This is a genomic window from Campylobacter concisus, from assembly GCF_002914195.1.
GTDB lineage: Bacteria > Campylobacterota > Campylobacteria > Campylobacterales > Campylobacteraceae > Campylobacter_A > Campylobacter_A concisus_M.
This window is the reverse complement of the sequence record NZ_PPAU01000090.1, coordinates 16,758-41,537: the sequence shown is the minus strand read 5'-3', so window position 1 is coordinate 41,537 and position 24,780 is coordinate 16,758. Positions and strand designations below refer to the sequence as shown.

Sequence of the window (24,780 nt, the reverse complement as noted above, 5' to 3'; positions counted from 1 at the left end):
ATCTCCTTAAGCTGCGATACTTACGACTTTTACACGTGTAAATTGTCTTCTAAAGCCGCGTTTTAGTTTTGAGTCTTTACGTCTGCGTTTTTTGTAGATAACTACTTTTTTGTCTTTGCCTTCATTAACGACCTCAAGAACAACTTTTGCACCCTTCACAAATGGCACACCTACCTTTACTTCGCCGTCATTTACAGCCAAAACTTCTGTAATCTCAACGGTTGATTTAGCTTCAGCACTAAAGTGATCTAGTTTAAGGTACTCGCCCTCGCTAACACGATATTGCTTACCGCCATGCTTAAATATAGCGTATTTTGACATACTCTACCTTTCTAAAATTTGGTAAGACCAAAAAGCACTTTTTTTGCAAAAGATTTATGGAGCTTTGTTGGTTGTAAGGTGTGAATGTTAGCTAAAAGTTTATAAATTCTACTTTAATGCCCCTGATCTTATGATCTCATCAGCTAAATTTCTTATCATAGATGTGTGATCTAAGAAAAACGTTTTGTCACTTGGCAAATGTGGCTGATATATCAGCGTCTTGGCTACTGGAGCGCTTAAGATCACATTTATCAGTTCAAGCTCGGGTGGAAAAGTAAAATAAAGTTTTGGCTTAGGAATTTCTTCTTGAAAGAGCCTTTGTGCGTAAAAATTACTAAAATTTTCATTCTTTGGAAGCTTTATCTCTTTAAAAAGATCAAATGGCAAAAAGTAGCGCGCTAAGGCGTGAAGTCCGTGTGCGAAAATATAAAGCCTTTTTTCAAATTTAGGCGCATCTGTCCTGCCAAATGTGGAGCAAAATTTCTGCAAATGCTCGCTGATGGCAGCCGTATCTTTTTCATGCAAAGCCAGCACAAATTTAACTGCCTCTCTTTCGTTTGATGGCTTTTTTGACTGCGCAAAAGTATGAGCTTTTTCTAGAGCTGGGGCAAGTAAATTTTCATCCTGCCAAAGTATCGCCGTGAGCAAATCGTGCATGACGCATAGAAATTTATAGCCGTTTTTACTTGATGGCAGACCTTTTGGAAAGATGCTTGCCATACTATCTGTGTCACCACAAGCGATAGCAAAAAATGCCGGTATTAGTCTCTCACACTGATCGTATCCACCGCTACATCCTGGGAGTAAATTTAGCTTAGCATATTGAAAAATGAGATCATTTAGTGCCTCGGCGTCGCCTTCAGCTAGGCATTTTTCAAGATAAAAGTCGTAGTCTCTAGCTCTTGAAAAAGAGAGTAATCGTATGAGCTCACATAAAAAGTCATATTCGTTTAAATTTTTCTCTTTTATCTGGGCGTAAATGCTTGCATACTCGTCTAAAAGTAGCTCTTCATCGCTTTTTGGTAGTTCTTTGGTTTTGAAAATATTAAGCAAGTCTTCTAAAAATGACATTTTGCGTTTCCTTATTTTTGCTAATTCTAGCCAAAAAGGCCTAATTTTCCACGTGCAAAAGGTGGCTTTAGCGGATAGTTTAACCGTATTTTGGCTATAATCGCCCCAAATTTAAGCACCCTTAGGATAAAGATGGCAGGCGAAGATCAGGAAAAAACCGAAGAAGCGACCCCCAAAAAGATAGAAGATGCCAAAAAAGACGGCAACGTTCCCAAAAGTCAGGACCTAGCTGGGTTCGTGACCCTTGTCATTGCTATTGGCGTACTACTTGCGATGCTAAATTTTATGAAAGAACAGATCATCTCACTTTATATATACTATTCAAAATTTATCGGTCAGCCACTTACCTTGCCAACTGTAAAAATGATAGTCTTAAATACCTTTGCAAGGTCGCTTCTTATGATACTTCCAGTTTGTATCTGTGTGGCGATCGCTGGTGTAATCGCAAATGTAATGCAGTTTGGATTTATCTTTACCACAAAGCCTATAATGCCAAATTTTGGCAAGATAAATCCACTAAAGGGACTAAAAAATTTATTCTCGATGAAAAAAGTGATAGACAGCATTAAAATCGTGCTAAAAGTTAGTATCGTCTTTGGAGTTGGATTTTATTTTTTCTTGCAATTTATAAAGGAACTACCACACACTCTCTTTTTTTCTATGTTTGATCAGCTTGCTTGGCTAAAAGAAAAGCTCATCATCCTTGTTAGTGTCATGCTTTTTATCCTTTTTGTAATCGGACTTATTGACCTTCTCATCGTGCGTTTTCAATATTTTAAAGACCTTCGTATGAGCAAGCAAGAGATAAAAGATGAGTATAAGCAAATGGAAGGAGATCCTCAGGTAAAAGGCAGAATTCGTCAAGCGCAAATGCGTGCAGCCAAGCGTCGAATGATGCAAAATATCCCACAAGCTGACGTAGTCATCACAAACCCTACTCACTACGCCGTGGCGATAAGATATGATAAAAGCCGCGACGAGGCACCGATAATACTTGCCAAAGGTGTTGATTTTTTAGCACTGCAAATCAAAAAAATAGCCGTTGAAAATGGTGTGCAAATTTATGAAAATCCACCACTCGCAAGAGAGCTTTATAAAATTTGTGAAGTCGATGATACGATACCAGCACATCTTTTTAGAGCCGTAGCCGAGGTGCTAAGCTTCGTTTATATGAGCAATAAACAAAAATTTAAAGATAAGCTTTGATAAATTCTACTCTTGCTGCTAGAAGTTACTAGCAGCAAGAGAATTTATCTATTATAGATATCCAAAAGCAGTTGCAAAAATATAGCCAAATATACAAGAGGATATAACGCCAATAAGACCCGGAATGATAAAGCTGTGATTGATAACAAATTTACCAATATGTGTCGTACCGCTTCTATCAAACTGGATAGCCGCAAGGTCGCTTGGATATGTTGGCAGGATGTAGTATCCGTAGCAAGCTGGTGCAAAGGCTAGAATGATAGCAGGATTAACATCGATATTTAATGCTAATGGTACAAATGCAACCAAGGCCGCAGCTTGAGAATTTACAAATTTTGAGATAATCAAAAGCATAACCGCATAAGTCCAAGGGTGCTCTTTTACGATGCTTCCTAGCGCCTCTTTCATCATCGGAGTGTGTACTGCAAACATAGTCTCAGCCATCCAAGAGATACCAAATACTGCAACAAGAGCGATCATGCCTGATCTAAATATCTCGTTTTTACCGATCTTGCTAGCATCTGTTGGTGTAAAGATTAAGATGATAGCGCCAGTTAAAAGCATGAAAATTTGGATAACATGAACCATACTTAGGCTCTTTGAAGATGCTTGTTTGTTACTTATATTGATGTAAGCACCTTGGAATTCTTCTTTTGCGCCTTTTTCATTTATATATGTTACTGCACCATCAGCTGTGCGAGTAAGAGTTTGATTTGCATCTTTGCCGATGATTTTGACTGATTGAGCTTTTTGATTAGCATTTAGCTTATCGTTTGCTACTTTTAACTCAGCCGCCTCTGTTTGGATGCTAGCATCTTTTATTTTTAAGGTTTTTAAGACTTTTTGTTCAGTTGGAAGGTTAGCTATTACTTGAACGACTGTTGCGTCTTTGTAAGTAGTCCAGCTTGGACGAAGATCTTTAAAATATCCAAGAAGCGCAACTACAAGGATAGAGCCTAAAAATATCCACATCGCAGCCCATTGATAGCCAGGAAGCTTTTTGCCTAAAAGTGTCGCACTATCGCCATAAACATATTTTTTAAACTCAGGATCTTGAAGCTTTGCTTGAAATACTTCGTCTTTATCAAGATCTTTGCCTCTAAACCAGCTAAAAATTCCTACCACCAAAACGCCACAAAATGTTGATGGAATTGTAATCTTTAAAAGATCTAAATACCCATCAAAGCCAGCTAGGTGAGTTTTAGCATTAATAAGAAAGCTTGTAAGAGTTACAACAGCAACTGAAACTGGACTTGCTATGATGCCCATTTGTGAAGCTATTGAGCTTGCTGCCATTGGTCGCTCTGGGCGGATACCATTTTTGATAGCAATATCATAAACGATAGGAAGCACAGTATAAACAACGTGTCCAGTACCGCATAAAATAGTAAGCGTACATGTTACAAAAGGAGCCAAGATACTTACATATTTTGGATTTTTTCTAAGTATAGTTTCTGCTATTTGAAGCATAACATCAAGACCACCACTAGCTTGAAGCGTAGCACTTGCCACAACAACAGCAAGGATAGTTAGCATAACATCAATTGCTGGCTTACCAGGCTCGATATTAAATCCAAAAACAAGAACTATAAGACCGATACCGCCTAGCATACCAAGTGCGATACCGCCTTTTTTAGCTCCGTAGAATAAACAGATAAGGACGATGAGAAGCTGGATAGCAAACTGCATGCCTTCACTTAAATTCATGAGAAAATCCATGAAACCTCCTAAGTTAATATAAATTTAATCAAGATTATATCTCTTATGGATTTAGATTAAACTTATATTTTAAGGATAATTTGATACAAATATAACATTTTGATTAAGAAGGCTTATTTAGAATAAATTTTTATTAAGATTATCTATTGAAAAAATTTATTTGATTTTGAAGATTTTATTTGTATTAGAATATATAAAATGAAAATAGCATTGTTATATTTTAAATTTATTAATAGTAAAAATTTATTTAAATTTTATAAATAATCTAGAAAAATAGCATAAAAGTCTTGTAAATGCGAAATTTAATAGAGCTAAGAAAAAAAGGATTGATGTTTAAAGAAAGGTAATGGTGGTTAGAGGCAGAATCGAACTGCCGACACGCAGATTTTCAGTCTGCTGCTCTACCGACTGAGCTATCCAACCACTCGTTAAAGAAAGTCAGATTATACATGTTTAATATTTAAAGCAAGTTTAAAATACACACTTTTTTAAATAAAATAAGTTATGTTTTTCTATTTTGACTTGAAACATAAAAGAAATTCTATAAAGCAGATAATAAATTACAAGCTTAAATAAGCTTGTAATTTATTTTAGTGTATACGAAATAGGAAAGCGCAGATAACGATCTTGTTTAGGCTTTGGAAACTCAGAACTTGCTCTTTGAATATTTTCTAAAGCACCATTATCAAGCGACTCAAAACCAGAGCTTTTACTAACTTTAAGTTCATCTATGCTGCCGTCTTGCTTAAGTAAAAACCTAACTTCTACAACACCTTGATGCTTCATACGTCTAGCATTATTTGGGTAACTCTTATGTCTCTTAACTGCGATTATAACCTTCGTAAAATCTTCATCACCTTGTGAATTTGATAAATTTAGCTCAGGTGTTACATTTTGAACTGGGGCTGCAGCGATAGACTTGTTATTGGCTGGCAAATTTGTATTTACACTAGCTGGCGGTACAATAGGTTGCACTGGCTGAGCAATTACCGGTTCAGGCTTGGGCTCTATTTTTTTCTCTTTTTTAGGCTCTACCTTTTTTATTTCACGCTTTGGTTTCTCCACCTTTTTAGGTTCAGGTTTTGGTTCTGGCTTTGGTTCAGGTTTTGGTGGCTCTAGTGGTGGCGGTGGAGCTGGTGGAGTTGGCTCTGGGATAAGCATTTGCTCCGCTATTTGAGGTGCTGAGACTTGTGGCACTGGAGTAAATGAATTAAGAGCTATTTTTATCGGTTTTTGCTCACCTATTTTTATCTCATCAAAATTATGTGAAAGCAAAAAATATACTGCTGCTCCATGCACTATAAGCGAAACAGCTAAGCCACTATAATTTGAAATTTTATTCAGAGATTGTTTGGATTGCAAAATTTTCGTGGCCCTTCTCTTTTAATATATCAATTACTTTGACAAAGCTATCAAATTTCGAATTTTTATCGCTTTTTAGTTCGATCAATGTCTTTATATCAACCGCATTTAGCTTATCTTTGAGTTCGTTCTCAGAAATTTCTACATCATCTATAAAAAATTTATTATCCTTATCAATTACTACGCTTACCTTTTTATCGTCCTCTTTGCTTTGCTCAGCACTGTTTGCACTTGGAAGATCAATAGCTATCTTGCCTTGAGCAATAAAAGTCGAAATACTAAGCACGATGGCGAGCAAAACAAGCATAATATCAATAAATGGGACAATATTTAACCCATCTTTTTTATTTAGACGCATTTTCAGCCTTGTATCTATTTAGCATTACATCTACTTTTCTGACAAAACCATTGTAAATCATCAAAGTCGGTATCGCCACAAGTAGTCCAAAAGCAGTTGCTTTTAGCGCAAGAGAGAGGCCGACCATTATACTTTTAGTATCGATTCCGCCTGCCATACCCATATCATAAAATGTGATCATAATTCCAGCAACTGTACCAAGAAGTCCTACATATGGTGCATTTGAGTAGATAATGTAAAGTGTGGTTAAATTTTTGGTTAGTTCCTCTTCAAGCGCTTCGATACTTTTGTAGCCTTTTATATCAACGCGTGAATAAAAAATAATACGCTCAATCGTATACCAAAGTACAAAAAAACTCATAATGCCTAAAATCGCAATAATTACATGATCAATGTGATGTTTAATTAGCTCCATAATACCTTCTTAGTAAAAATTTTTGCGTGATTATAGCTATATTGATAACCAATGTCAAATATTTGGTAACAATGCAATCAAATAAAACTAAAATTTTTAATTTTGTATGTATATATTTAATTATATTTAGAATTTCAAAAATTTAATTTTTTTCTTAGCAGCTCTATTTCAGTGATGACCATTTTTGGAGTAAGTTCCTTCATGCAGGCATGTGTTTTTATGGGACACACTCGCTTCATGCATGGCATACACTCTAAATTTAAGTGCACTATCTTTACACTTTCATCTCGCCATGGGCTAGTCTCTTTAAATTTTGTCGGTCCAAAAAGAGCCACAAGTGGCACTTTATAGGCGGCTGCGATATGCATAGGACCACTATCATTTGTCAAAAAGATGCCATTTTTTATAGAGCCTATTAGTTCACAAAGCTCTTTTATACTCGTTTTTCCAGCTAAATTTTCACATTTCATACCATTTTGTAAGAGTATTTGCTCGATTTCATTGCAAATTTCAAGCTCCGCTTTTGAGCCAGTGATCTTCACATTAAATTCGTCTTTAAAATGAAGTGCAACCTCTGCAAAATAGTGCGGATACCACCTTTTGGCACTTCCGTAGCTAGCACCTGGATTTAGCACGAGGAGCTTTTGCTCGCTTTTTTTGACTTCATAATAAATTTTTAGTTCGTTTGAAATTTCTTTTAAATTTAGGCTTTGCTTTATGAAATTTAGATATTTTTGCACCTGATGCAAGCTCTCGCTACTCTTTTTAAAGCAAAATTTTTGCGTTGCTTTTAGAAAAAATAGCAAAAATTTACTAGCAAATGAGCTTCTAAAACTAATAGCGATATCAAATTTTCCAAGCTTGCTAGCCGTTTTTATAAGGCTTAGATATCTTGAGTTTTGCTTTTTACTATCGTCAATGACTACTTTTTCGCACTTTGGATGTGATTTATAAAGCTCACAGGCCACATAAGAGCCAAAAAATACAATATGTTTAGCATTTTTACTTAAATTTTCTATCGCTGCACTCGCCATCACGGCATCTCCAAGCCAAGTTGGAAGCTCTATAAACACTCTCACTTTTGCTCCAAATTTAGCACTTCGTTTATGATTTTAAGAGTTTTGCTTGCATTTTCTTCTATACTAAATTTTTGTGAAAGTAAAAATGACTTCTCTTGCAGCTCTCTCATCATGTCATTATCATTAAGCACCTGCTCCACTAGCTCCAGTATACTTTCATCGTTTGGTTCACGCATGATAAAACGATTTTCTAAAATTTCAGCTGCTCCATTTTGAGCTGTCGTAAAGACAATGTTTTTAAAGCTAAGTGCCTCTAGGACGACATTTGAAAATGGTTCGTAGTGTGTTGGAAATATAAAAATATCACTTGCTTCATAAAATTTTGCAGTCATTTTTTGCTCACCTGTAAAAAATGCCTTTATCTTTAGCTTTTTTGCTAGCTTCTTATATGAATTTAAATTTTTATCTTTGCCTACTATTAGTGCGTTTACTGGTGTTTTTAGCTTTGAGACAAGAATCAAAAAGTCCTTTGCTCCTTTTCTTTTAAAGCCATTTCCGACAAAAAGCACAATTGGCAAATTGTAATCGAGTCCAAATTCTTCGCATACGCTAAGTTTTGCTTCTCCTTTTTCTACTTTTTGTGGCAAATTTATACCGTTGTAAATGGTAACGATTTTTGACTCATCGACACCGTAAGCTAAAATGATTTGCTCTCTTATGTAGTTTGAATTTGCGATTATCTTTTTAGAATTTTTAAAGCAACGTTTTTCTAAATATGGATAGACAAAATTTAGAGGATTAACCCACCAAAATGGCTTTGTGGCACGATAAATTTTATGCACGCCGTCCCCTGCTCTATAAATATCTGCACAGCTTACTCGCTCCAAGCTAAAATATACCTCATCGCTTTGTTTCTGGCGTTTTACCTGTGCGTTAAATCTCAAAGCCTTTTTCCATGACGAGATCCTAGCCTCTCCTAGATATGAGCGTATAGATGTATCTATACCTACGTCTTTTAGGGCTTTAGTAAGCCTTCTTAGATAGCGTTCGGCACCACCGACTGCGTTTGGATTGATACGTAAAAAAACTATTTTTTTCATGACCTCAAAGCTTTTTGTTTTTGTGATTTTTTATTTGTAATGTCCGCCATAATATCAAAAATTTTTATAAATCAGCCTATTTTTTGCCTAAATTTCATAAAATTACACAAAGGATAAAAATGAAAACACTTACGATTATTGACACTTTTGGTTTCTTTTTTAGGCTCTACTACGCCATGAGCGGACTTAAAAACAGAGAAGGCAAGCCAAGCGGTATGATTAGTGGCTTTGCAAATTTTATAGCAAGCCTCAAGGATGAATACCAAAGCGACTACCTCATCTTCGCACTTGATAGCAAAGGCAAGACCTTACGTCACGAAATTTTAGGTGATTACAAAGCAAACAGGAGCGAGCCGCCAGCTCAGCTAAAAGAACAGCTTCCAGTTTGCATAGATATGATAGAAAAAATGGGGCTTTACAGCCTTAGCCGAGAGGGCTACGAGGCCGATGACATCATCGCAAGTGCGGTTAAATTTTGTAAAGACAAAGATATATTTGTGCGAATAGTCACGCACGATAAAGACCTTTACCAGCTCATAGAAGACGGCAAAGTGAGCATCTACAGCCCGCAAAGCAAGATCGATCACGACAGTGCTAGCTGCTTTGAAAAGTATGGAGTTTATCCGGCACAAGTAAGGGACTTTCTAGCGATCGCAGGCGATAGTTCAGACAACATTCCAGGTGTCAAAGGCATCGGCGCAGTGGGAGCTAAAAAGCTTTTGGCTGAGTATGGCAGCTTAGAGGGAATTTATGAAAATTTAGCCCTTCTTAGAAACGAGCGCACTAAAAATATGCTTGCCGCAGCAAAAGACGAAGCATTTTTGAGCAAAAAGCTAGCCACTTTATTTGATGACGCAGTTAGTTCATTTGATCTTGAGCACTCTAAATTTCCAGAGCAAAATCCTTTGATAAATATCTCAGAAATTTTAAAAGAGTATGATCTAAATAGGCTTCTTAAGAGCTTGCAAAAAGAGGAAAATGCTGAATTTAAGCTTGGCTTTAGAGCAAATTTACTCCTTGATAAAGCTAGCATTGAAAAGCTCTTATCAGACGTCACACCAGAGACCATCGTCGCCTTTGACACTGAGACCACGGGCGTTGATAGCAGGAGCGCAAAGATCGTTGGCTTTAGCTTTTGCTTTAACGACGAGGACGCCTACTACGTGCCGATAGCTCACAACTACCTTGGTGTGCCGCAGCAAATCAGCCTAAAATTTGCAACTTGGGCGATAGGTCAAATTTATAAAGGCTGCGTGATCGGACAAAATTTGAAGTATGACTTTGAGATAGTTAAAAATAACCTAGGTCTAAATCCTCCAGCAAATTTTAAAGACACGATGATACTTGCTTGGCTTAGCGATCCAAACTCGAGCGTTGGCATGGACGCGCTGGCAAAAAGGCTCTATGACTACGACACGATAAAATTTGAAGATGTGGTCAAAAAGGGGCAAACTTTTGGCGATGTGCCGCTAGAAAATGCCGCAAAATACGCGAGTGAGGATGCTTGGATAACGCTTAAATTTTATAAAACTTTTCAAAACACACTTGATAAAAATTTACTCGCCCTTGCCGATACGCACGAGTTTCCTTTTATCCTCACACTCTTTGACATGGAGCAAAACGGCATCAAGATAAATGAAGCCAAAATGCAAAAGCTCATCCTTGAAAACGACACCAAACTAAAGGTACTAACAAGTGAAATCTACGAGCTAAGCGGCGAAAATTTCAATATAAACTCAGTAAAACAGCTTGGCGTAATACTTTTTGAGCACTTAAAACTTCCTACTAAAAAGAAGACAAAAACAGGATATAGCACCGATGAGAGCGTACTAGCTGAGCTTACGGACGCTCATCCAGTGATAGAAAAAATTTTAGCTTACAGAGAGCTATATAAACTACAAAGCACCTACTGCGAGCCACTTTTAGCACTTGCGAAAAAGGATGAGGGCTCACGAATTTACACGAGCTTTTTGCAAACTGGCACGAGTACTGGCAGGCTTTCAAGTAAAAATCCAAATTTACAAAATATCCCAGCTCGTGGCAGTCTCGCAAAGGACGTCAGAGAGTGCTTTGAGGCGCGCGAGGGCTATAGCTTTGTAGGGCTTGACTACAGCCAGATCGAGCTTAGGCTGCTAGCTCACTTTAGCCAAGATCCTGCGCTGCTTGAGGCGTTCAAAAATGACGAGGATATCCACGCAAGGACGGCTATTAGCATATTTGGTAGCAGTGACGGGCAAAATAGAGCCGTGGCAAAGAGTATAAATTTTGGCCTCATTTACGGCATGGGCTCAAGCAAGCTGGCGAATCAAGTAAATATCACAAGAGCCGAGGCAAAAGAGTATATAGAGCGCTATTTTAAGGCGTTTGAGACGATCAAAGAGTTTTTGGAGAGTATAAAAATTTCAGCCAAAAATGACGGGTTTGTGCAGACACTGCTTGGCAGAAGGCGTTACTTTGACTTTAAAAGTGCCACACCTATGCAAATAGCTATGTTTGAGCGCGAGGCGGTAAATACGGTCTTTCAAGGCTCTGCGGCAGATCTTGTCAAGATGGCGATGGTAAAAGTTAGAGCAAATTTAAATGAAAATGCAAAAATGTTGCTTCAGATCCACGACGAGCTGATTTTTGAAGTAAAAGACGAATTTGCGCAGGAATTTGGCAAGACGACGCAAAAGACGATGGAGGAAATTTACACGTTAAATGTGCCACTTAAAACATCGCTAAATATCGCCAAAAACTGGGGCGAGCTAAAGTAGAAGGGAGAAAAATATGAAAATTTATGATGAGTTAAAATCGACCTTAAAAGAGAAAAATGATCTCTTGGATGAAAACGGTGAGATAAAAAAATGGGTCATAATGGAAAAAGCTAGGAATTATGATAATGAGCTAATTGGGCTTTTGTTAAGAAATGAGAGACTAAAAAGTGAATTCTTTAAAAAAATAGATGAAACTACTATATTTTTGCAACAAAAATTTTGTGATTTTTTAGAGTTAAAGAGTTTTATGTCAGATAGTTTTACTAGTTTTAAAAATAAAATAGGTCTAACTAGTAGCAATAAATTTATCTCCAAGGATAGTCATGTGGTTTTAAATTTTCCATATAAAGACTGCATTTTAGAAGGTGGAGCAAGCCACGATGAAGACAAAGAGAAAGAGATATTTTTTAATGAAATTTTAGCTCGTGATGAGATCACGCAACTTTTTAATCCAAAAATTTTAACAAACTTTAAGCGAGTTCAATCAATCAATCAATCAATCAATCAATCAATCAATCAATCAATCAATCAATCAATCAATCAATCAATCAATCAATCAATCAATCAAATTTAACCGCGATGAAAATATAAATTTATCTCGTGGACTACCCAAAGATACAATAACTGACAATCTTTTAATAAAAGGCAATAATCTTTTAGCTTTACACTCTTTAAAAAAGGAATTTGCTGGACGCGTAAAACTTATCTATATAGATCCACCTTATAACACTGGTAGCGATAGCTTTAACTATAATGATAGTTTTAATCACTCCAGTTGGCTTGTCTTTATGAAAAATCGCCTTGAAATAGCAAGAGAACTTTTAAAAGATGACGGCGTTATTTTTGTACAATGCGATGATAACGAGCAGGCATATTTAAAGGTACTGATGGATGAAGTTTTTGGGAGAGAGAATTTTATTTCTTGCGTTACTTGCAAAGTAAAAAGTGCTGGCGGATTAACCACTGATACTGAAATGTTTTTTGATTGTGCTGAATACCTAATCGTGTATTCTAAATTTACAGAAAAGCTGCAATACAATACTATAAAAATTCAAACAGAAACTATAAATTCTCACTCAAAAACAGCGAAGCAATACAATAGCATTATTAACAATATCGACTTTAGCAAGAAGGAATTTGTAACGAAGAAAGATGAAATTTCATATTATAAAATACCAAAAGGAAGTTTTAATATTGAAACTTTACCAATAAAAACAATGTCAGAAAAAGATTTTTTCAAAAAAAGAAATGAAATTTTTAGACTTACTGCATTGAGCGGAGGAATAGGTAAAAAAATTAAAAGACATATTGAAAATTTTACAAATAATGATGATTTATTCTTATTTGAGTATGTGCCTAGCAGAGGACGTGATAAAGGAAAATTATCCCAATATATGCTTTATAAGAGCCAAACTGTCACAATGTTAAACAAATTAATACATGTAGATAATAATAAGCAGGTTATTGTAAAGCTAGAGCCAATTAGCAATATCATAACAGATGACTTGTGGCAGGGAATTTCAAATGAAGGACAAATCAAATTTAAAAACGCCAAAAAACCCGAAGGTCTCATAAAACGAATTATCCAAATTTCAACCCAAGAAAACGACATTGTTTTGGACTTCTTTGCTGGAAGCGGAACAACTGCGGCAGTTGCAATGAAAATGAATAGGCAATTTATCGCTATCGAGCAGATGGATTATATAGAAACGATAACCAAAGAGAGGCTTAAAAATGTGATTGAGGGCGAACAAGGCGGTGTAAGCAGGGCTTTAGGTTGGCAAGGCGGCGGTGAATTTGTATGTTTTGAGCTTAAAAAGCACAATGAGCTTTTTAAAGAAAAAATCCTTAAAGCAAAAAATAAAAAAGAGATGTTAGAAATTTTTAAAGAGATAGATAATAACGCATTTTTAAGCTACAAGGCCGATATCAAAGAATTTTACGAAGATATAAACAAGTTTGAGGCTTTAAGTCTAGAGAAGCAAAAGCGGAAACTAGATGAGTTTTTAGACAAAAATCAACTTTACGTAAATTTAAGCTCTATTAATGATGCAGACTTTGAAATCTCAGATGACGAAAAAGAAGCGAGCGCTAGTTTTTATGGAGAGATAAAATGAAATTTCTGTATGAAATTCTAAGCGAAGAGTTTGGAAAGCGTGGGATCGAAGCTGCAAATTTACCAAAAAACGTCAGTGAAAATATAAAATTTGAAATCAGAGAGTATCAAAAAGAGGCATTTAAGAGATTTATTCTTTTATATGAATATGATTTTAACGGTAAGCTGCAGTTACCTTTTCATACGATGTTTAATATGGCAACCGGAAGCGGCAAAACGCTTGTTATGGCGGGGCTTATACTTTATCTTTTTGAGAAGGGATATAAAAATTTTATATTTTTCGTAAATAGCGACAATATCATCAAAAAGACAAAGGAGAATTTCTTAAACGCAAATTCTAGCAAGTATCTTTTTACCGATCGGATTTTTATAAACAGTAAGGAAATTTTTATAAAAGAGTGCGAGAATTTTGAGGGTATACAAAACGAAAATGAGATAAATATCAAATTCTGCACGATCCAAAAGCTGCACGAAGACTTAATAAAATCGCCAAAAGAAAATGCAGTTACATTTGAGGATTTGGCAGATAAAAATATTGTCTTGATCGCCGATGAAGCTCATCACCTAAGTGCTGATACAAAGAATAATGCTGAAATTTTAGAAGAGTTTCAAACACCAAGTTGGGAAAACACGGTCGCTAAAATTTTAAAGCTAAATTCCAAAAATATCTTGCTTGAATTTAGTGCTACATTAGACTATGAAAGTGTAGAAATAGCTGAAAAATATAAAGATAAAGTGCTTTTTAAATATGACCTGAAAGCATTTAGAGAGCATGGCTACTCAAAGGAAATCGAGCTTTTTAAAAGTGATATGAGCGATAAAAATAAGATGATGTGTGCTGTTATTTTTAATTTATATAGAAGTACTTTAGCAGCAGTCCATGGGATAAATCTAAAACCTGTAATTTTGTTTAAATCAAAAACTATAAATGAATCAACTGAAAATGAAGAAAAATTTAGAAAGCTAATAGATAATTTGGATGAAAATTTTATAGATAATTTTAGAGAAGAAATCAAAGATGCAACAATAACTAAGGCTTTTGAGTTCTTCAAAAAACAAAATATATCATGTATTGAAATTTCTAAAAGAATAAAACAAAATTTCAAACAGCAAAACTGCATAAATGTAAATAAAGAAGAAGAAATCAAAGAAAATCAACTAATCATAAATTCGCTAGAAGATGATCAAAACCCTATAAGAGCGATATTTGCAGTAAATAAGTTAAATGAGGGCTGGGACGTGCTAAACCTTTTTGATATCGTTAGGCTTTATGAAAGCAGAGACGGTAGAAACGGTAAGCCTGGTAAAACAACCATAAGCGAAGCTCAGCTAATCGGACGAGGGGCTAGATACTTTCCTTTTAAAATAAGCAGTGAAGATGATAAGTTTAAACGAAAATTCGATAAAGACTTAGATAATGAACTGAGAATTTTAGAGGAAATTTATTATCACACAAGCAATGATAGTAGGTATATAAGTGAGCTAAAGACGGCATTAAGAGATATCGGGATTTATGATGAAAATACAGTTCGTAAAGAGCTTAAGTTAAAAGATAGGTTTAAAAAAACTAGCTTTTATGAAAATGCTATAGTATGGCATAACGATAAAATTTTAGTCGGATATAACAATGCTTGCTTTAAGGATATACCAAGTGAAATTGATTTTATACTCGGATCAAATTTATCCTCCAAAGAAGTAGTGTTTAATGATGAAGATTTTAATCCTGCGTCGTATAGTAAATCACTTAAAGAAAAGAAAATTCCAAAGCATATTTTAAAAGCAGCCATGAGTACAGATGAATATTTTTACTTTGAAAATTTACAAGAAAATTTCGTTGAAATAAAATCTACAAGTGAGTTTTTAAAACTTTTAGAAGATAAATTTAGTATAAATTTTAAAAGCGATAGTGACGATAGAGATATTTCAAGTGATGAATACTTTGCTGCTGCAAAAAAACTTTTAAACCACATAAAAGATAATCTCGAAAAAATTTCAAAGTATAAATCCAGTGAATACAAAAGTACAAAATTTAAAGAAATTTTCAAAGATAAAAGCTTAAATATTACCAAAGATGATGAACGAGTTAACGGGCAAGAAAATGTCATAGGAGATAAAGAATGGTATATATTTAATGCAAACTATGGAACAAGCGAAGAAAAAGCTTTTGTAGAATTTTTTATGAGCCATTTTGATGAAATTAAGAAAAAATATAATGAAATTTACTTGGTAAGAAATGAGCAAGAGTTAAAAATTTATAATGAGAACGGTCGAGCTTTTGAGCCTGATTTTTTACTATTTTGCAAAGACAAATCAGGAGATGAGGTAAATTTTCAAATATTTATTGAGCCAAAAGGAGACGGGTATATAGCAAATGATAAATGGAAAGAGGAATTTTTAAAGAAAATTTTTAACGATAGAATAACTAAAAATTTAAGCAGTGAAAGCTTTCTAATAACAGCCATTTCGAAGTTTTATAATAAAAACAGTGAAAATGAGTTTAAAAAAGAATTTGAAGATTTGCTACTAAAATAGATCTTTTTTGAATGTAGTTGTAAAAATACTTTATATTTTTACAACTACAAATTTGCTATCTACTAAAACTCTCTATAAGGTCTTTAAAAACTTCATAAAGTTTATTTACTTCACGGACGCTAACTCGCTCGTTTTTGGCATGTATGCGGTCGTTTATGACGCCAAATTCTATCGCATCTACACCAAATTCAGCAAAGTGCCTTGCATCACTCGTACCACCTTTTGTATTTAGAACCGGTGTAACGCCTGTGAACTTTGTGACAGAAGCCATTAATTTTTTTACGATTTTGCTATCTTTATTCGTTAAAAATCTCTTTGAGCTTTGCTTTATACTAAGCTCGTAATCAAGCCCTTTTAAGACCTCTCTAAGATAGCTCTCAACGTCATTTACGTCGGTTAAATTTGAGTTTCTCACATTAAACATTATACTAAGCTCACTTGGCGTGACGTTGCAAACTTGCATACCACCTCTGATATCAGTTATCACAATCTTGCTTGGGCTAAAAAACTCGCTCCCAGCGTCCATATCGTGATCAGCTATCTTATTTAAAAGTGGAGCTATCAAATTTACCGGATTTACACACTTTTCAGGATATGCCACGTGCCCTTGAATGCCCTTTATCACGATCTTGCCATTTATTGAGCCACGTCTGCCAACTTTTATGCTATCGCCAAATTCTTTATCGCAAGTTGGCTCAGCCACTACGCAAAATTTTGGCAAATCATTTATTTCGCGTAAATATTCAAGTGCTAAAGGCGTACCATATGTGCCATCGCCCTCTTCGTCGCTTGTTAATATGAGGCTTAGCTTCCCATCAAATTTTGCGTCTTTAGCAGCGCAAACAAAAGCAGCCACGCCACTTTTCATATCCTGTGCGCCTCTTGCGTAGATGTAGCCATCTTTTTCTAATGGAGTAAATGGCTCACTATCCCAGCCCTCACCTGGAGGCACGACATCAACATGTCCTGCAAAAGCTAGATGCTCGCCGTCTCCATAAATTTTAGAAAGTATGAGATTTTTGGTGCCATTTTTTTCTATAAATTTCGCCTCAAAATCAGGTAAAAATTTAGCGATAAATTCTAAGCTTCCAGCATCATTAGGTGTGATAGAGCAAAAGCTTAAAAGCTCTTTTAAAAAGCTAATTACCACTAAGTGCCTTATGAGCCAGCACGCTCTGGTGCACCAAAGTAAAAGCCCTGGAACTCATCTACGCCGATCTCTTTACAAATTTCAAATATCTCTTTTGAATGCACATATTCAGCAATAGTTTTTATACCAAGGTCTTTTGCAAATGCCACGATCGCACTTGCGATAGAGTGTGAATCTTTATTTATGTCTATATCTTTTATAATAGAGCCATCGATCTTCACATAGTCAGGCTTGATCTTTATAATGTAAGAAAAATTTGAATATCCTGAGCCAAAATCATCAATAGCGATCTTTGCACCCATGCTTTTTACACGCTCGATAAAATTTGAAACTCTCTCTAAATTTTTAAGCTCTTCATCTTCAACGATCTCAAATACTACTCTATCAGCAACATTGTGCTTGTTCAATAAATTTAAAACAAGCGAGCTAACATCACCATCGATCATATCTCTACTGCTTAAATTTATGGAAAGTACTAAATTCTTATCCTCTACAAGCTGCTTAAAACACTTTTTAATGAGTTGTTTCTCAAGATCAGCATAACGCTTAATACGCTTTGAGATATCTAAAAAGACATTTGGTGATATAACATCGCCTCTATCTAAAAGTCTTATTAAGCATTCGTATTTTACAGGTACCTTTTGGTCATTAACTATCGGCTGAAAATAAGGAACAATATTGTTATTTATAGTGGCGTATTGTATCAGTTTAGAGCGTTCTATTTGAGTTGCGTATTCCTCTTTTTGATTTAGCCCTTTGAAATAGCAAACATAGTCTTTATCTTGCTCTTTTGCTGTTTTTAACGCTATTGTTGCTTTTCTTAGTGTTTGGTCACTATCAAGAGCAAAGCCTATTGTACTATGTATCTCGATACCTTCTATCTCCCTACCATCTTCATCGACTATACTTAGCATACGACCTTTAAAAATTTCTATCAAATTTTCAACCATATCTTCATATCTATCGATAAAGCTATCGCTATCTTCTACCAAAGCAAACATATCTGCTTCTATGCAGTAAGCCTTCATATTCTCATCTTTGGCAAATTCACTGATCAAATCAGCCATCTTGACCAAAATCTGATCACATACAAATTTACCGTAAAAGTCATTCATCTTACCAAAGTCGTCAATATCTATAAGCACTACTTTAGGATTTTCATAGCTATTAATATCACGCACCAATGCTGTTTTATTTAAAAGTCCAGTCATCGGATCGATATAAAGCTTTTCTCCAAGCTCTTCTATCTGTTTTTTAGCATCTGTTTTTAATGCGTTATAGTTATTTTTTTCTTTTATGTACTTGACCGCATACCATATACAAGTAGACAAAGCAACTATTGCGCCAACGAAGCTTAAGATGAATGTTAAGGCCATATTATTTAAAAGCCACTCAAAAAAGTACTCATCATGCGTACCAGTAATACGTTGATCAACCTTTCCTTTAAAGCCTAATATATACTCTCCGACCGGCACAAACATACAAACTTGAGCAGCATTTTCTGGCAAAATTTTTGCCCAAAAATAATCTTTTTGGAAATTATGAGCAAAGATATTTCCACAGCTTTTGTCGTTAAATTCTTGATTTATTATTCTTTTATCTGAAGACGCTACGACCTTGTATCCATTTTTATTATCATCCTTTAATAAAAGGACATCACCCATAGCGCTATCGTTAATGTAAGATTGAAAATTTGCGACATCATATTTGCTGACATTTTTGAAATAATCAACATATTGATATGTCAAATAATCAACTTTCTTTCGAAGATTAAAACCATTTTCAGCAGAAGCATTATTAAATTTAAAATAAAAAACTGCCAGGTTTTCGACTAAAAAAATACTTCCCAAAACAAACACCAAAACAACAATCGTCTTAGTGATATTTAAGTGCTTACTTGCCCGTTCGTCCTTGTTACTCAAAAGTTACTTCCCTTATTTTGTGTACTTGCCCTGATTATATCAACCTTAAAATAAATTTTAACTTTTGGGAAAAAGTTAAAGTCTGACTATTTTAGCTCCATATCCACCCTGATTTGCTGGTGCATCAAAAAACTCTTTCACACTTGGATGCTCTTTTAAGAAATTTTTAACTGCAAAGGCAAGCTTCCCTGTACCGATACCGTGAAATACGCTAACCTCATCAAATCCCATAACAAGACTATCCGAGATAAATTTATCAAGCTTTGCTATCGCCTCGTCAGCTCTCATGCCGTGTAGATCAATTGAGAGTGAGGCCGACTTTGGCTTATCAACATTTAAGCTCACGCTACTTTTTTTAGGCAGCACCACTTCGTTGCCATTTTTTCTTAAAAGCTCAAGTGGTACGCGCAAATTTATACCATTTGATTCGATCATCGCATCATTTTTAGAGATGCTTAAAACCGTACCTTTGATATTTTCATACTTCACTCTATCGCCTACTTTTAGGCTCTCGCGCTCAGTTTTTTTAGGCTTAACGATAGCAGCTTTTTTCTCATTTGCCACATTTAGCGCTCTTTGTTTGTCTTTTATATCCTTGAAATTTATAACCGCTTTTGCTGCATTTATCGCTTCATAATACTCTTTTTCCAGACGTGAAATAGTCGCATTTAGCTTGATCTCATTTTTCTCTTTTAGCTCTTTTTGCTCTTCAAGCAAGCGCTCCAGTCGCTCCTCTTTTGCCGTAACCTCTTTTATCCCCTCATCAAGCTTGGTTTGTAAATTTAGCGTCTTAGTGATGATCTCGTTTAAATTCTCTTTATCTTCGCCATAAATTTTCTTAGCCTGAGCCACTAAATTTTGAGATATGCCGTATCTTGCCGCTGTTTCAAAGGCGTAAGACTTGCCGATCGTGCCCTTTAAAAACTCAAATTTAGGCCTTTGAGCCACCTCGTCGTAAAGTGCCGCCACTAGCTCAACCTCTGGATTTTTAGCTAATAGCATCGCAAGGCGCTTGTGGTGGGTCGTGATGATCATTTTGATATCTTGAGTGATGAGGCGCTCTATCATGACGCCATACAAGCTCGCAGCCTCCTCAAAATCGGTGCCAAGCTCGATCTCGTCGATGCCGATGATGATCGATTTTTTAGTAAAAAGCTTTGCAAAATGCACCATCCTGCCAGCAAAGGTCGAGATGTCGTTTTTCACACTTTGCGGATCTTCTATGATCGCGTCAAATTCTTTAAAAGAGCCAATAGTTGAGCGGTTTGCGTCTATACGCATAGGTAGTAAATATTTTGCAAGCAGTGTGGCTGAGATGATAGATTTTAAAAGCATCGACTTACCGCCAGCGTTTACGCCGGTTATTAAAAGCACCTTTTTACTAAAATCTACACTCACGCTTTTTGGGTTTTTAAGCGCTGGGTGGGCAAATTTCTCAAGCTTGATAACGTGTGAGCTGTTTGACAAAACAAACTCATAGTCACGCGATCTAGCTAAATTTACGCGCGCCTGATACGCATCAAACTGATCAAAAGCGCTGTTTATAAATTTCAAAAAAAGCAGGCTCTTGCTCATCTGCAAGCTAAATTTCTTACAGTGCTCAAAAATGATCTCCTCTTTTCTATCAAGCAGCTCGCTTTGCTCCTTTTTTAGACGCTCGGTGCTTGCAGGTGCGACATAGAAGTAGCCGCCTGAGCTTCTAGCGATCACGGTGCCTTTTAGGGCGTGATTAAAACCGCCACGCACCAAAAGTGCCTCTTGTGAGTTTATGTAGTGCGTCTGGGTATCGACTAGATAGGGTGTGATGTGCTTTGAGTAAATAAGCTTTTTAAGCTCGGCATCTATCTGACGCTTTTTCTCGCTAAAGGCCTGCTTTATCGCCTGAAATCTCTCATCCACGCTGTCACTAAACTCGCCGTTTTCATCAAAGCTGTTTGCCAAAGTGATCATCGCTTCAGGAATTTCTACCTTTGCGATCCACTCGCCAAGTCTGCCTTCAAATTTTTGCTTTTTTAGATATGAAAAATACTTAATAATCTTTGCAAACTCATAAATTTCACTGATGTGAAGCACCGCTTGCTTGCTAAGTCTAATTAGCGCGTCATCTAGGTTTTTTATCTCGTCTGGTGCCTTGAAGTCATACTTTGAAAGCTCGTTTATGTTTTCAAAGTGAATTTTGCTATCGCCTTGTAAAAATAGCGGTTTTTGCCTTGCTAAAAAGGAGTGAAATTTATCCAAATACTCGCCCAGATCGAGCTTTGCAAATATATCTTGAGTCATTGTTCGCAACTCTTTATAGGAACAATCACGCCTGAAAATTCATTAAATTCTCGTTTTGGCAAAAATGATGCCGTGCCAAATTCGTAGTTAAATTTTTTATTGCTCACATTATAGTCGCCACATTTTAGAGTTTTGCCCTGTTTAAAATCACTAACTAACTTTGAAATAGCATCCTCATTTCTTGACAAATTGCTCTCATAAATATAACCACAAACAAGCACTGCAAGCAAAATGGCACTAACAATAGCCTTTGTTTTTTTGTTTATCTTTTCATCTTTTATCGCCCAGATCGCTCCAAAAAGCAGCATCACACCGGCGATTATTATCAAATTTCTTACCATTTTACGCCCTTATATTTTGCGATGAGCTCTTTGTAAAGCTCAGAATGAGGCTCGATCTTTTCTAAAATTTCAGCCTTAACCTCACTGATATCTTGTTTTTCAACTAGCAAGCAAACAGCCATATACGTGGCATTTGGCAGCATCTCTTTTATCTGAGTGCTACTTAGCTTTTGCGACCTTGCAAGCGCGATCAAGATATCTTTTTTACCTAAATTTATAAGGCTTGAAATTTCTTCTTCACTAAGCTCTTTTTCTTTTATCTCTTTTAAAATTTCATTTTCATCTTGAGGCTTGAAATTACTTAGATCCATTAATATCCGCCTCTTAGCTGCACGCTGATATCGCCCGCTCCAAAGCCAACTACGATGCCATCACTTAGGCGGTTTTTCACGCCAAATTCATCTGTAAATTCTATCCCCTCTTCAACCCTCTCGACCTTGTCTGTAAAGATCGGGTTATATTCGCTAAATTCGCTCTTCATATCAACTTCGATCGGACTTTCTCCAGCTGCATAAACTGGCAAGATGACAAGCTCATCAACGCCCTTAAAGCACTCTTTAAAGCCAGGTAAATTTGTGCTAAGTCTTGTGTAGCGGTGTGGCTGAAATATCGCTGTGACGCTGTTTATGCCTAAAATTTTGGCGTATTCAAAGACTGATTTTAGCGTCGCTTTTATCTCGGTTGGATGGTGCGCGTAGTCGTCGATTAGGACGAAATTTTTGTTTGCGCTAAGGATATCAAAACGCTTTTTAATACCTTTAAAATTTAGTAAATTTTCTCTGATGTCTTTAAGCGGTGTCTCATGCATCGCAGCAAGAATTGCCAAAGATGCGTCTATGGCGATGTGCTCGCCCATGCCAAAGGCTTCAAATTTGCCTAAATTTTTAAGATTAAAGCTGGTATATGGCTGATAATCTCTTACCACCATCGTAAGCTCGGTGATATCGGTACTTGGGTAAAGCCTGATCGCATCAAGCTTAAGCGTGCTTAAAAACTCGTCTTCAGCGTTTATCACTCTAACTTTTGCGCGCTCCAAAAAGCCCTTGTAGGCTGCGTAAAATTTAGCTAAATCGTAGTCGTAGTGTTCCATGTGCTCTGGCTCTGCGTTTGTGACGATGGCGAGGTATGGGTTTGAGTTTAGAAAGCTCGAATCGCTCTCATCAGCCTCAAATACGACGTTGTCACTCTTTGCATAGCGCATATTTGAGCCAAACTGCTTTGAGATGGCGCCGATTATGACTGAGCCTTCGATTAGGCTTGCTAGCATCGCTGAAGTCGTGCTCTTGCCGTGCGCACCAGCTACTGCAAAAACACACTTATCCTCAAGCACGTAAGGCAAAATTTCTTTTCTTGAAAAGCACTTTATGCCCTTTCTTCTAGCCTCCACTAGCTCGATATTATCCTCTTTTATCGCAGCTGAATAGACCACAAAGTCTTGGTCCTTTATCGCCTCTTTGCAGTGCGGCGTGATGACCTCGATGCCTTCATCTTTTAGCTCTAGCGTCGTTTTGCTCTCTTTGATGTCGCTGCCGCTTATCTTGTGGCCTTTTTCGTGTAAAAATCTAGCGATGGCTGAGATGCCGATGCCGCCGATGCCTATGAAATGGACTTTTTTGATCTCGTTGTTTAGCTCTTGCAAATTTTATCCTTAAGTTTTTCGTGATTTTAACAAAAACTACTAAATTTAAGGCTGAAAATGGCTTTTATTTGCTTAAGGTAAAGCTTTCATCTATCAGATCAAAAACGGTTTTTTGTGAGATTTTGGAGTTTAAATTTACGCTTATCCAGTGCTTTTTATTCATATGATATGCCTTAAAAATTTGCACCTCATCAACTAGCACCATCGCTAGATCAGGGCTGCATTTTAGATTTAAAACTTCTATCATTTCATCACTTTCAAGCCCAAGTTTGCTAGCGCTTAACTGCATAAGTAGCGCAAACCACTTCTTGTTATTCTTGTGACGAAAGGCGCTAAATTTTGGATACTTTAGGAAAAGTTGCTCGCCTAAAATGTCAAATTTATCTTTTATATACCTTTCAACTTCACTTCGTTTCAAATTTCACTCCAAAATTCCTTTAAAGAGCACTCATTCTTGTTAAGCTCGCTTTCCCGTCCAGTTACGGTCTTCTTTTATCTTTTAAATTTCGCCTCTATCTGCATAAAACCCCAAGTGCTTCTAGCCTCACTAAGCTCCTTTTTGCTAAGCTCATCTATCATCATCTCTTCGTTCTTGCCGAGTCTATTTTTAACTTCACCAAACGGATTAATAAGCATCGAATCGCCGTAAAAGCTCCACTGCGTATCGTCACTTTTATGGCTTCCTACGCGGTTTACGCGCAGCACGTAGACGTTATTTGTAAAGGCCCTAACCTTTAAAAGCTCCTCCCAGCGCGCCTGAGAAAAAAATGTACAAGCCGTTGGCACGAGCACGATATCGACCTTTTTAGCGCTCATATAGGCCCAGCACACATCAAAGTGCGCCTCATAGCCAAACATGACGCCAACTTTAAATTTATCGTATGTAAAAATAGGCAAATTTAGCTCATCGCTTGTGTTATTAAAGAATTTCACCTCGTTCCAGTGAGCGTAAGGCATGAGAATTTGCTGATCATATAGCTTGACTTGTGTTGGGGTAAATTTGGCTAGACTTTTAAAAATTTCCTTGCCTTTTAGATTTACAATGGGTGCAACGATATTTAGATCATACTTTTTTGCCATTGCAAAAAGAGCCTCTTTCTTGCGCTCGCTTTGCTCTTTTATGAGGCTTTTTGGCATGCTAATGAGCTCTTTAAAAAAGCTATTTAGCACATATTCACCAAGAACAACAAGCCTTGCGTTTTCATCCGCGCAAATTTTTAGATAATAATCAAGCCTTGCCTCACTTAAAGGCTGAGTTGGTAGCTGAAGAGCACAAATTTTACTCATCATCCACCTGCTTTATGCTAAGTTTTGCATTTTCTAAAATTTCTCTTGCTTCATTTAAGAGCTTTTTACCCTGCTCGTGCAGCTTTATGCTATTTTCTAGGCTCACATCATCTTTGTTTAGATCGTTTAAAATTTTATCTGCTAGGGCCAATTTCTCTTCAAAGCTTTGCTCTTTTTGCTCCATTT

21 protein-coding genes, 1 tRNA gene and 1 pseudogene are annotated in these 24,780 nt (G+C 36.3%); 5 read left to right on the top strand and 18 right to left on the bottom strand.

Going from position 1 to position 24,780, the window contains the following annotated elements; genetic code table 11:
* Positions 1–6 precede the first annotated feature (6 nt).
* The gene (gene rplU / locus CYP28_RS02400; RefSeq protein WP_103592953.1) at positions 7–321 is read right to left on the bottom strand and encodes a 50S ribosomal protein L21; all 315 of its coding nucleotides are present in this window, start codon (positions 319–321) and stop codon (positions 7–9) included.
* A gap of 108 nt (positions 322–429) precedes the next feature.
* Positions 430–1,392, bottom strand: a complete 963-nt coding sequence (locus CYP28_RS02395) for a hypothetical protein (protein ID WP_103592952.1) — start codon at positions 1,390–1,392, stop codon at positions 430–432.
* A 132-nt stretch (positions 1,393–1,524) separates the two neighbouring features.
* Between CYP28_RS02395 and flhB the strand changes: the two genes are divergently transcribed.
* Positions 1,525–2,598, top strand: coding sequence for a flagellar biosynthesis protein FlhB (flhB, locus tag CYP28_RS02390; RefSeq protein ID WP_103593352.1), 1,074 nt, complete (start codon positions 1,525–1,527; stop codon positions 2,596–2,598).
* A 51-nt stretch (positions 2,599–2,649) separates the two neighbouring features.
* Here the strand turns inward: flhB and CYP28_RS02385 are convergent, their stop codons facing one another.
* The 7 genes from CYP28_RS02385 to CYP28_RS02355 form a co-directional block, all read right to left on the bottom strand.
* A complete protein-coding gene (locus CYP28_RS02385; RefSeq protein WP_054196208.1) occupies positions 2,650–4,317 on the bottom strand; it encodes an anaerobic C4-dicarboxylate transporter in 1,668 nt (555 codons plus the stop codon).
* Between the two features lie 347 nt (positions 4,318–4,664).
* Positions 4,665–4,740, bottom strand: a tRNA-Phe gene (locus tag CYP28_RS02380).
* Between the two features lie 162 nt (positions 4,741–4,902).
* Positions 4,903–5,592, bottom strand: coding sequence for an energy transducer TonB (locus CYP28_RS02375; RefSeq protein WP_258034130.1), 690 nt, complete (start codon positions 5,590–5,592; stop codon positions 4,903–4,905).
* Between the two features lie 61 nt (positions 5,593–5,653).
* Positions 5,654–6,037, bottom strand: coding sequence for a TonB system transport protein ExbD (gene exbD, locus CYP28_RS02370; RefSeq protein WP_072593836.1), 384 nt, complete (start codon positions 6,035–6,037; stop codon positions 5,654–5,656).
* Entirely contained in the window at positions 6,024–6,452 is a 429-nt protein-coding gene (gene exbB, locus CYP28_RS02365) for a TonB-system energizer ExbB (RefSeq protein ID WP_103592950.1), read from the bottom strand. The genes exbD and exbB overlap by 14 nt, the downstream gene beginning before the upstream one ends.
* Before the next feature lie 134 nt (positions 6,453–6,586).
* Positions 6,587–7,531, bottom strand: coding sequence for a lipopolysaccharide heptosyltransferase II (gene waaF, locus CYP28_RS02360; RefSeq protein WP_103592949.1), 945 nt, complete (start codon positions 7,529–7,531; stop codon positions 6,587–6,589).
* Positions 7,528–8,571, bottom strand: a complete 1,044-nt coding sequence (locus CYP28_RS02355) for a glycosyltransferase family 4 protein (protein WP_103592948.1) — start codon at positions 8,569–8,571, stop codon at positions 7,528–7,530. Before CYP28_RS02355 ends, waaF begins: the two co-directional genes overlap by 4 nt.
* 119 nt (positions 8,572–8,690) lie before the next feature.
* On the opposite strand from CYP28_RS02355, the gene polA reads away from it, so the two are divergent.
* From polA to CYP28_RS02335, 4 genes and pseudogenes are all read left to right on the top strand, one after another.
* Positions 8,691–11,327, top strand: coding sequence for a DNA polymerase I (polA, locus tag CYP28_RS02350; protein ID WP_103592947.1), 2,637 nt, complete (start codon positions 8,691–8,693; stop codon positions 11,325–11,327).
* Positions 11,328–11,340: 13 nt separating this feature from the next.
* Complete coding sequence (locus tag CYP28_RS02345) at positions 11,341–11,901, top strand: site-specific DNA-methyltransferase (RefSeq protein ID WP_103592946.1); 561 nt, start codon at positions 11,341–11,343, stop codon at positions 11,899–11,901.
* A gap of 55 nt (positions 11,902–11,956) precedes the next feature.
* Positions 11,957–13,444, top strand: a pseudogene (locus tag CYP28_RS10585) (site-specific DNA-methyltransferase); the annotation flags it as partial.
* Positions 13,441–15,975, top strand: coding sequence for a DEAD/DEAH box helicase family protein (locus CYP28_RS02335; RefSeq protein ID WP_103592945.1), 2,535 nt, complete (start codon positions 13,441–13,443; stop codon positions 15,973–15,975). The pseudogene CYP28_RS10585 and the gene CYP28_RS02335, both read left to right, overlap by 4 nt.
* 55 nt (positions 15,976–16,030) lie before the next feature.
* Here CYP28_RS02335 and dapE read toward each other — a convergent pair whose 3' ends face one another.
* The 9 genes from dapE to xseB form a co-directional block, all read right to left on the bottom strand.
* Positions 16,031–17,125, bottom strand: coding sequence for a succinyl-diaminopimelate desuccinylase (gene dapE, locus CYP28_RS02330; RefSeq protein WP_103592944.1), 1,095 nt, complete (start codon positions 17,123–17,125; stop codon positions 16,031–16,033).
* Between the two features lie 8 nt (positions 17,126–17,133).
* Positions 17,134–19,047: an EAL domain-containing protein gene (locus tag CYP28_RS02325; protein ID WP_103592943.1), complete on the bottom strand. Its 1,914-nt coding sequence runs from the start codon at positions 19,045–19,047 to the stop codon at positions 17,134–17,136.
* Positions 19,048–19,122: 75 nt separating this feature from the next.
* The gene (locus CYP28_RS02320; RefSeq protein WP_103592942.1) at positions 19,123–21,327 is read right to left on the bottom strand and encodes an endonuclease MutS2; all 2,205 of its coding nucleotides are present in this window, start codon (positions 21,325–21,327) and stop codon (positions 19,123–19,125) included.
* Entirely contained in the window at positions 21,324–21,668 is a 345-nt protein-coding gene (locus CYP28_RS02315) for a hypothetical protein (protein WP_103592941.1), read from the bottom strand. The genes CYP28_RS02320 and CYP28_RS02315 overlap by 4 nt, the downstream gene beginning before the upstream one ends.
* On the bottom strand, positions 21,662–21,979 hold the full coding sequence (locus CYP28_RS02310) for a hypothetical protein (protein ID WP_103592940.1): 318 nt from the start codon (positions 21,977–21,979) through the stop codon (positions 21,662–21,664). The genes CYP28_RS02315 and CYP28_RS02310 overlap by 7 nt, the downstream gene beginning before the upstream one ends.
* The gene (gene murC, locus CYP28_RS02305) at positions 21,979–23,286 is read right to left on the bottom strand and encodes a UDP-N-acetylmuramate--L-alanine ligase (RefSeq protein WP_103593351.1); all 1,308 of its coding nucleotides are present in this window, start codon (positions 23,284–23,286) and stop codon (positions 21,979–21,981) included. The genes CYP28_RS02310 and murC overlap by 1 nt, the downstream gene beginning before the upstream one ends.
* An 85-nt stretch (positions 23,287–23,371) precedes the next feature.
* Positions 23,372–23,725: an MmcQ/YjbR family DNA-binding protein gene (locus CYP28_RS02300; protein WP_103592939.1), complete on the bottom strand. Its 354-nt coding sequence runs from the start codon at positions 23,723–23,725 to the stop codon at positions 23,372–23,374.
* A 74-nt stretch (positions 23,726–23,799) separates the two neighbouring features.
* Positions 23,800–24,594, bottom strand: coding sequence for a carbon-nitrogen hydrolase family protein (locus tag CYP28_RS02295; protein ID WP_103593350.1), 795 nt, complete (start codon positions 24,592–24,594; stop codon positions 23,800–23,802).
* Positions 24,587–24,778, bottom strand: coding sequence for an exodeoxyribonuclease VII small subunit (gene xseB / locus CYP28_RS02290; RefSeq protein WP_004317712.1), 192 nt, complete (start codon positions 24,776–24,778; stop codon positions 24,587–24,589). The genes CYP28_RS02295 and xseB overlap by 8 nt, the downstream gene beginning before the upstream one ends.
* Positions 24,779–24,780: the final 2 nt, after the last annotated feature.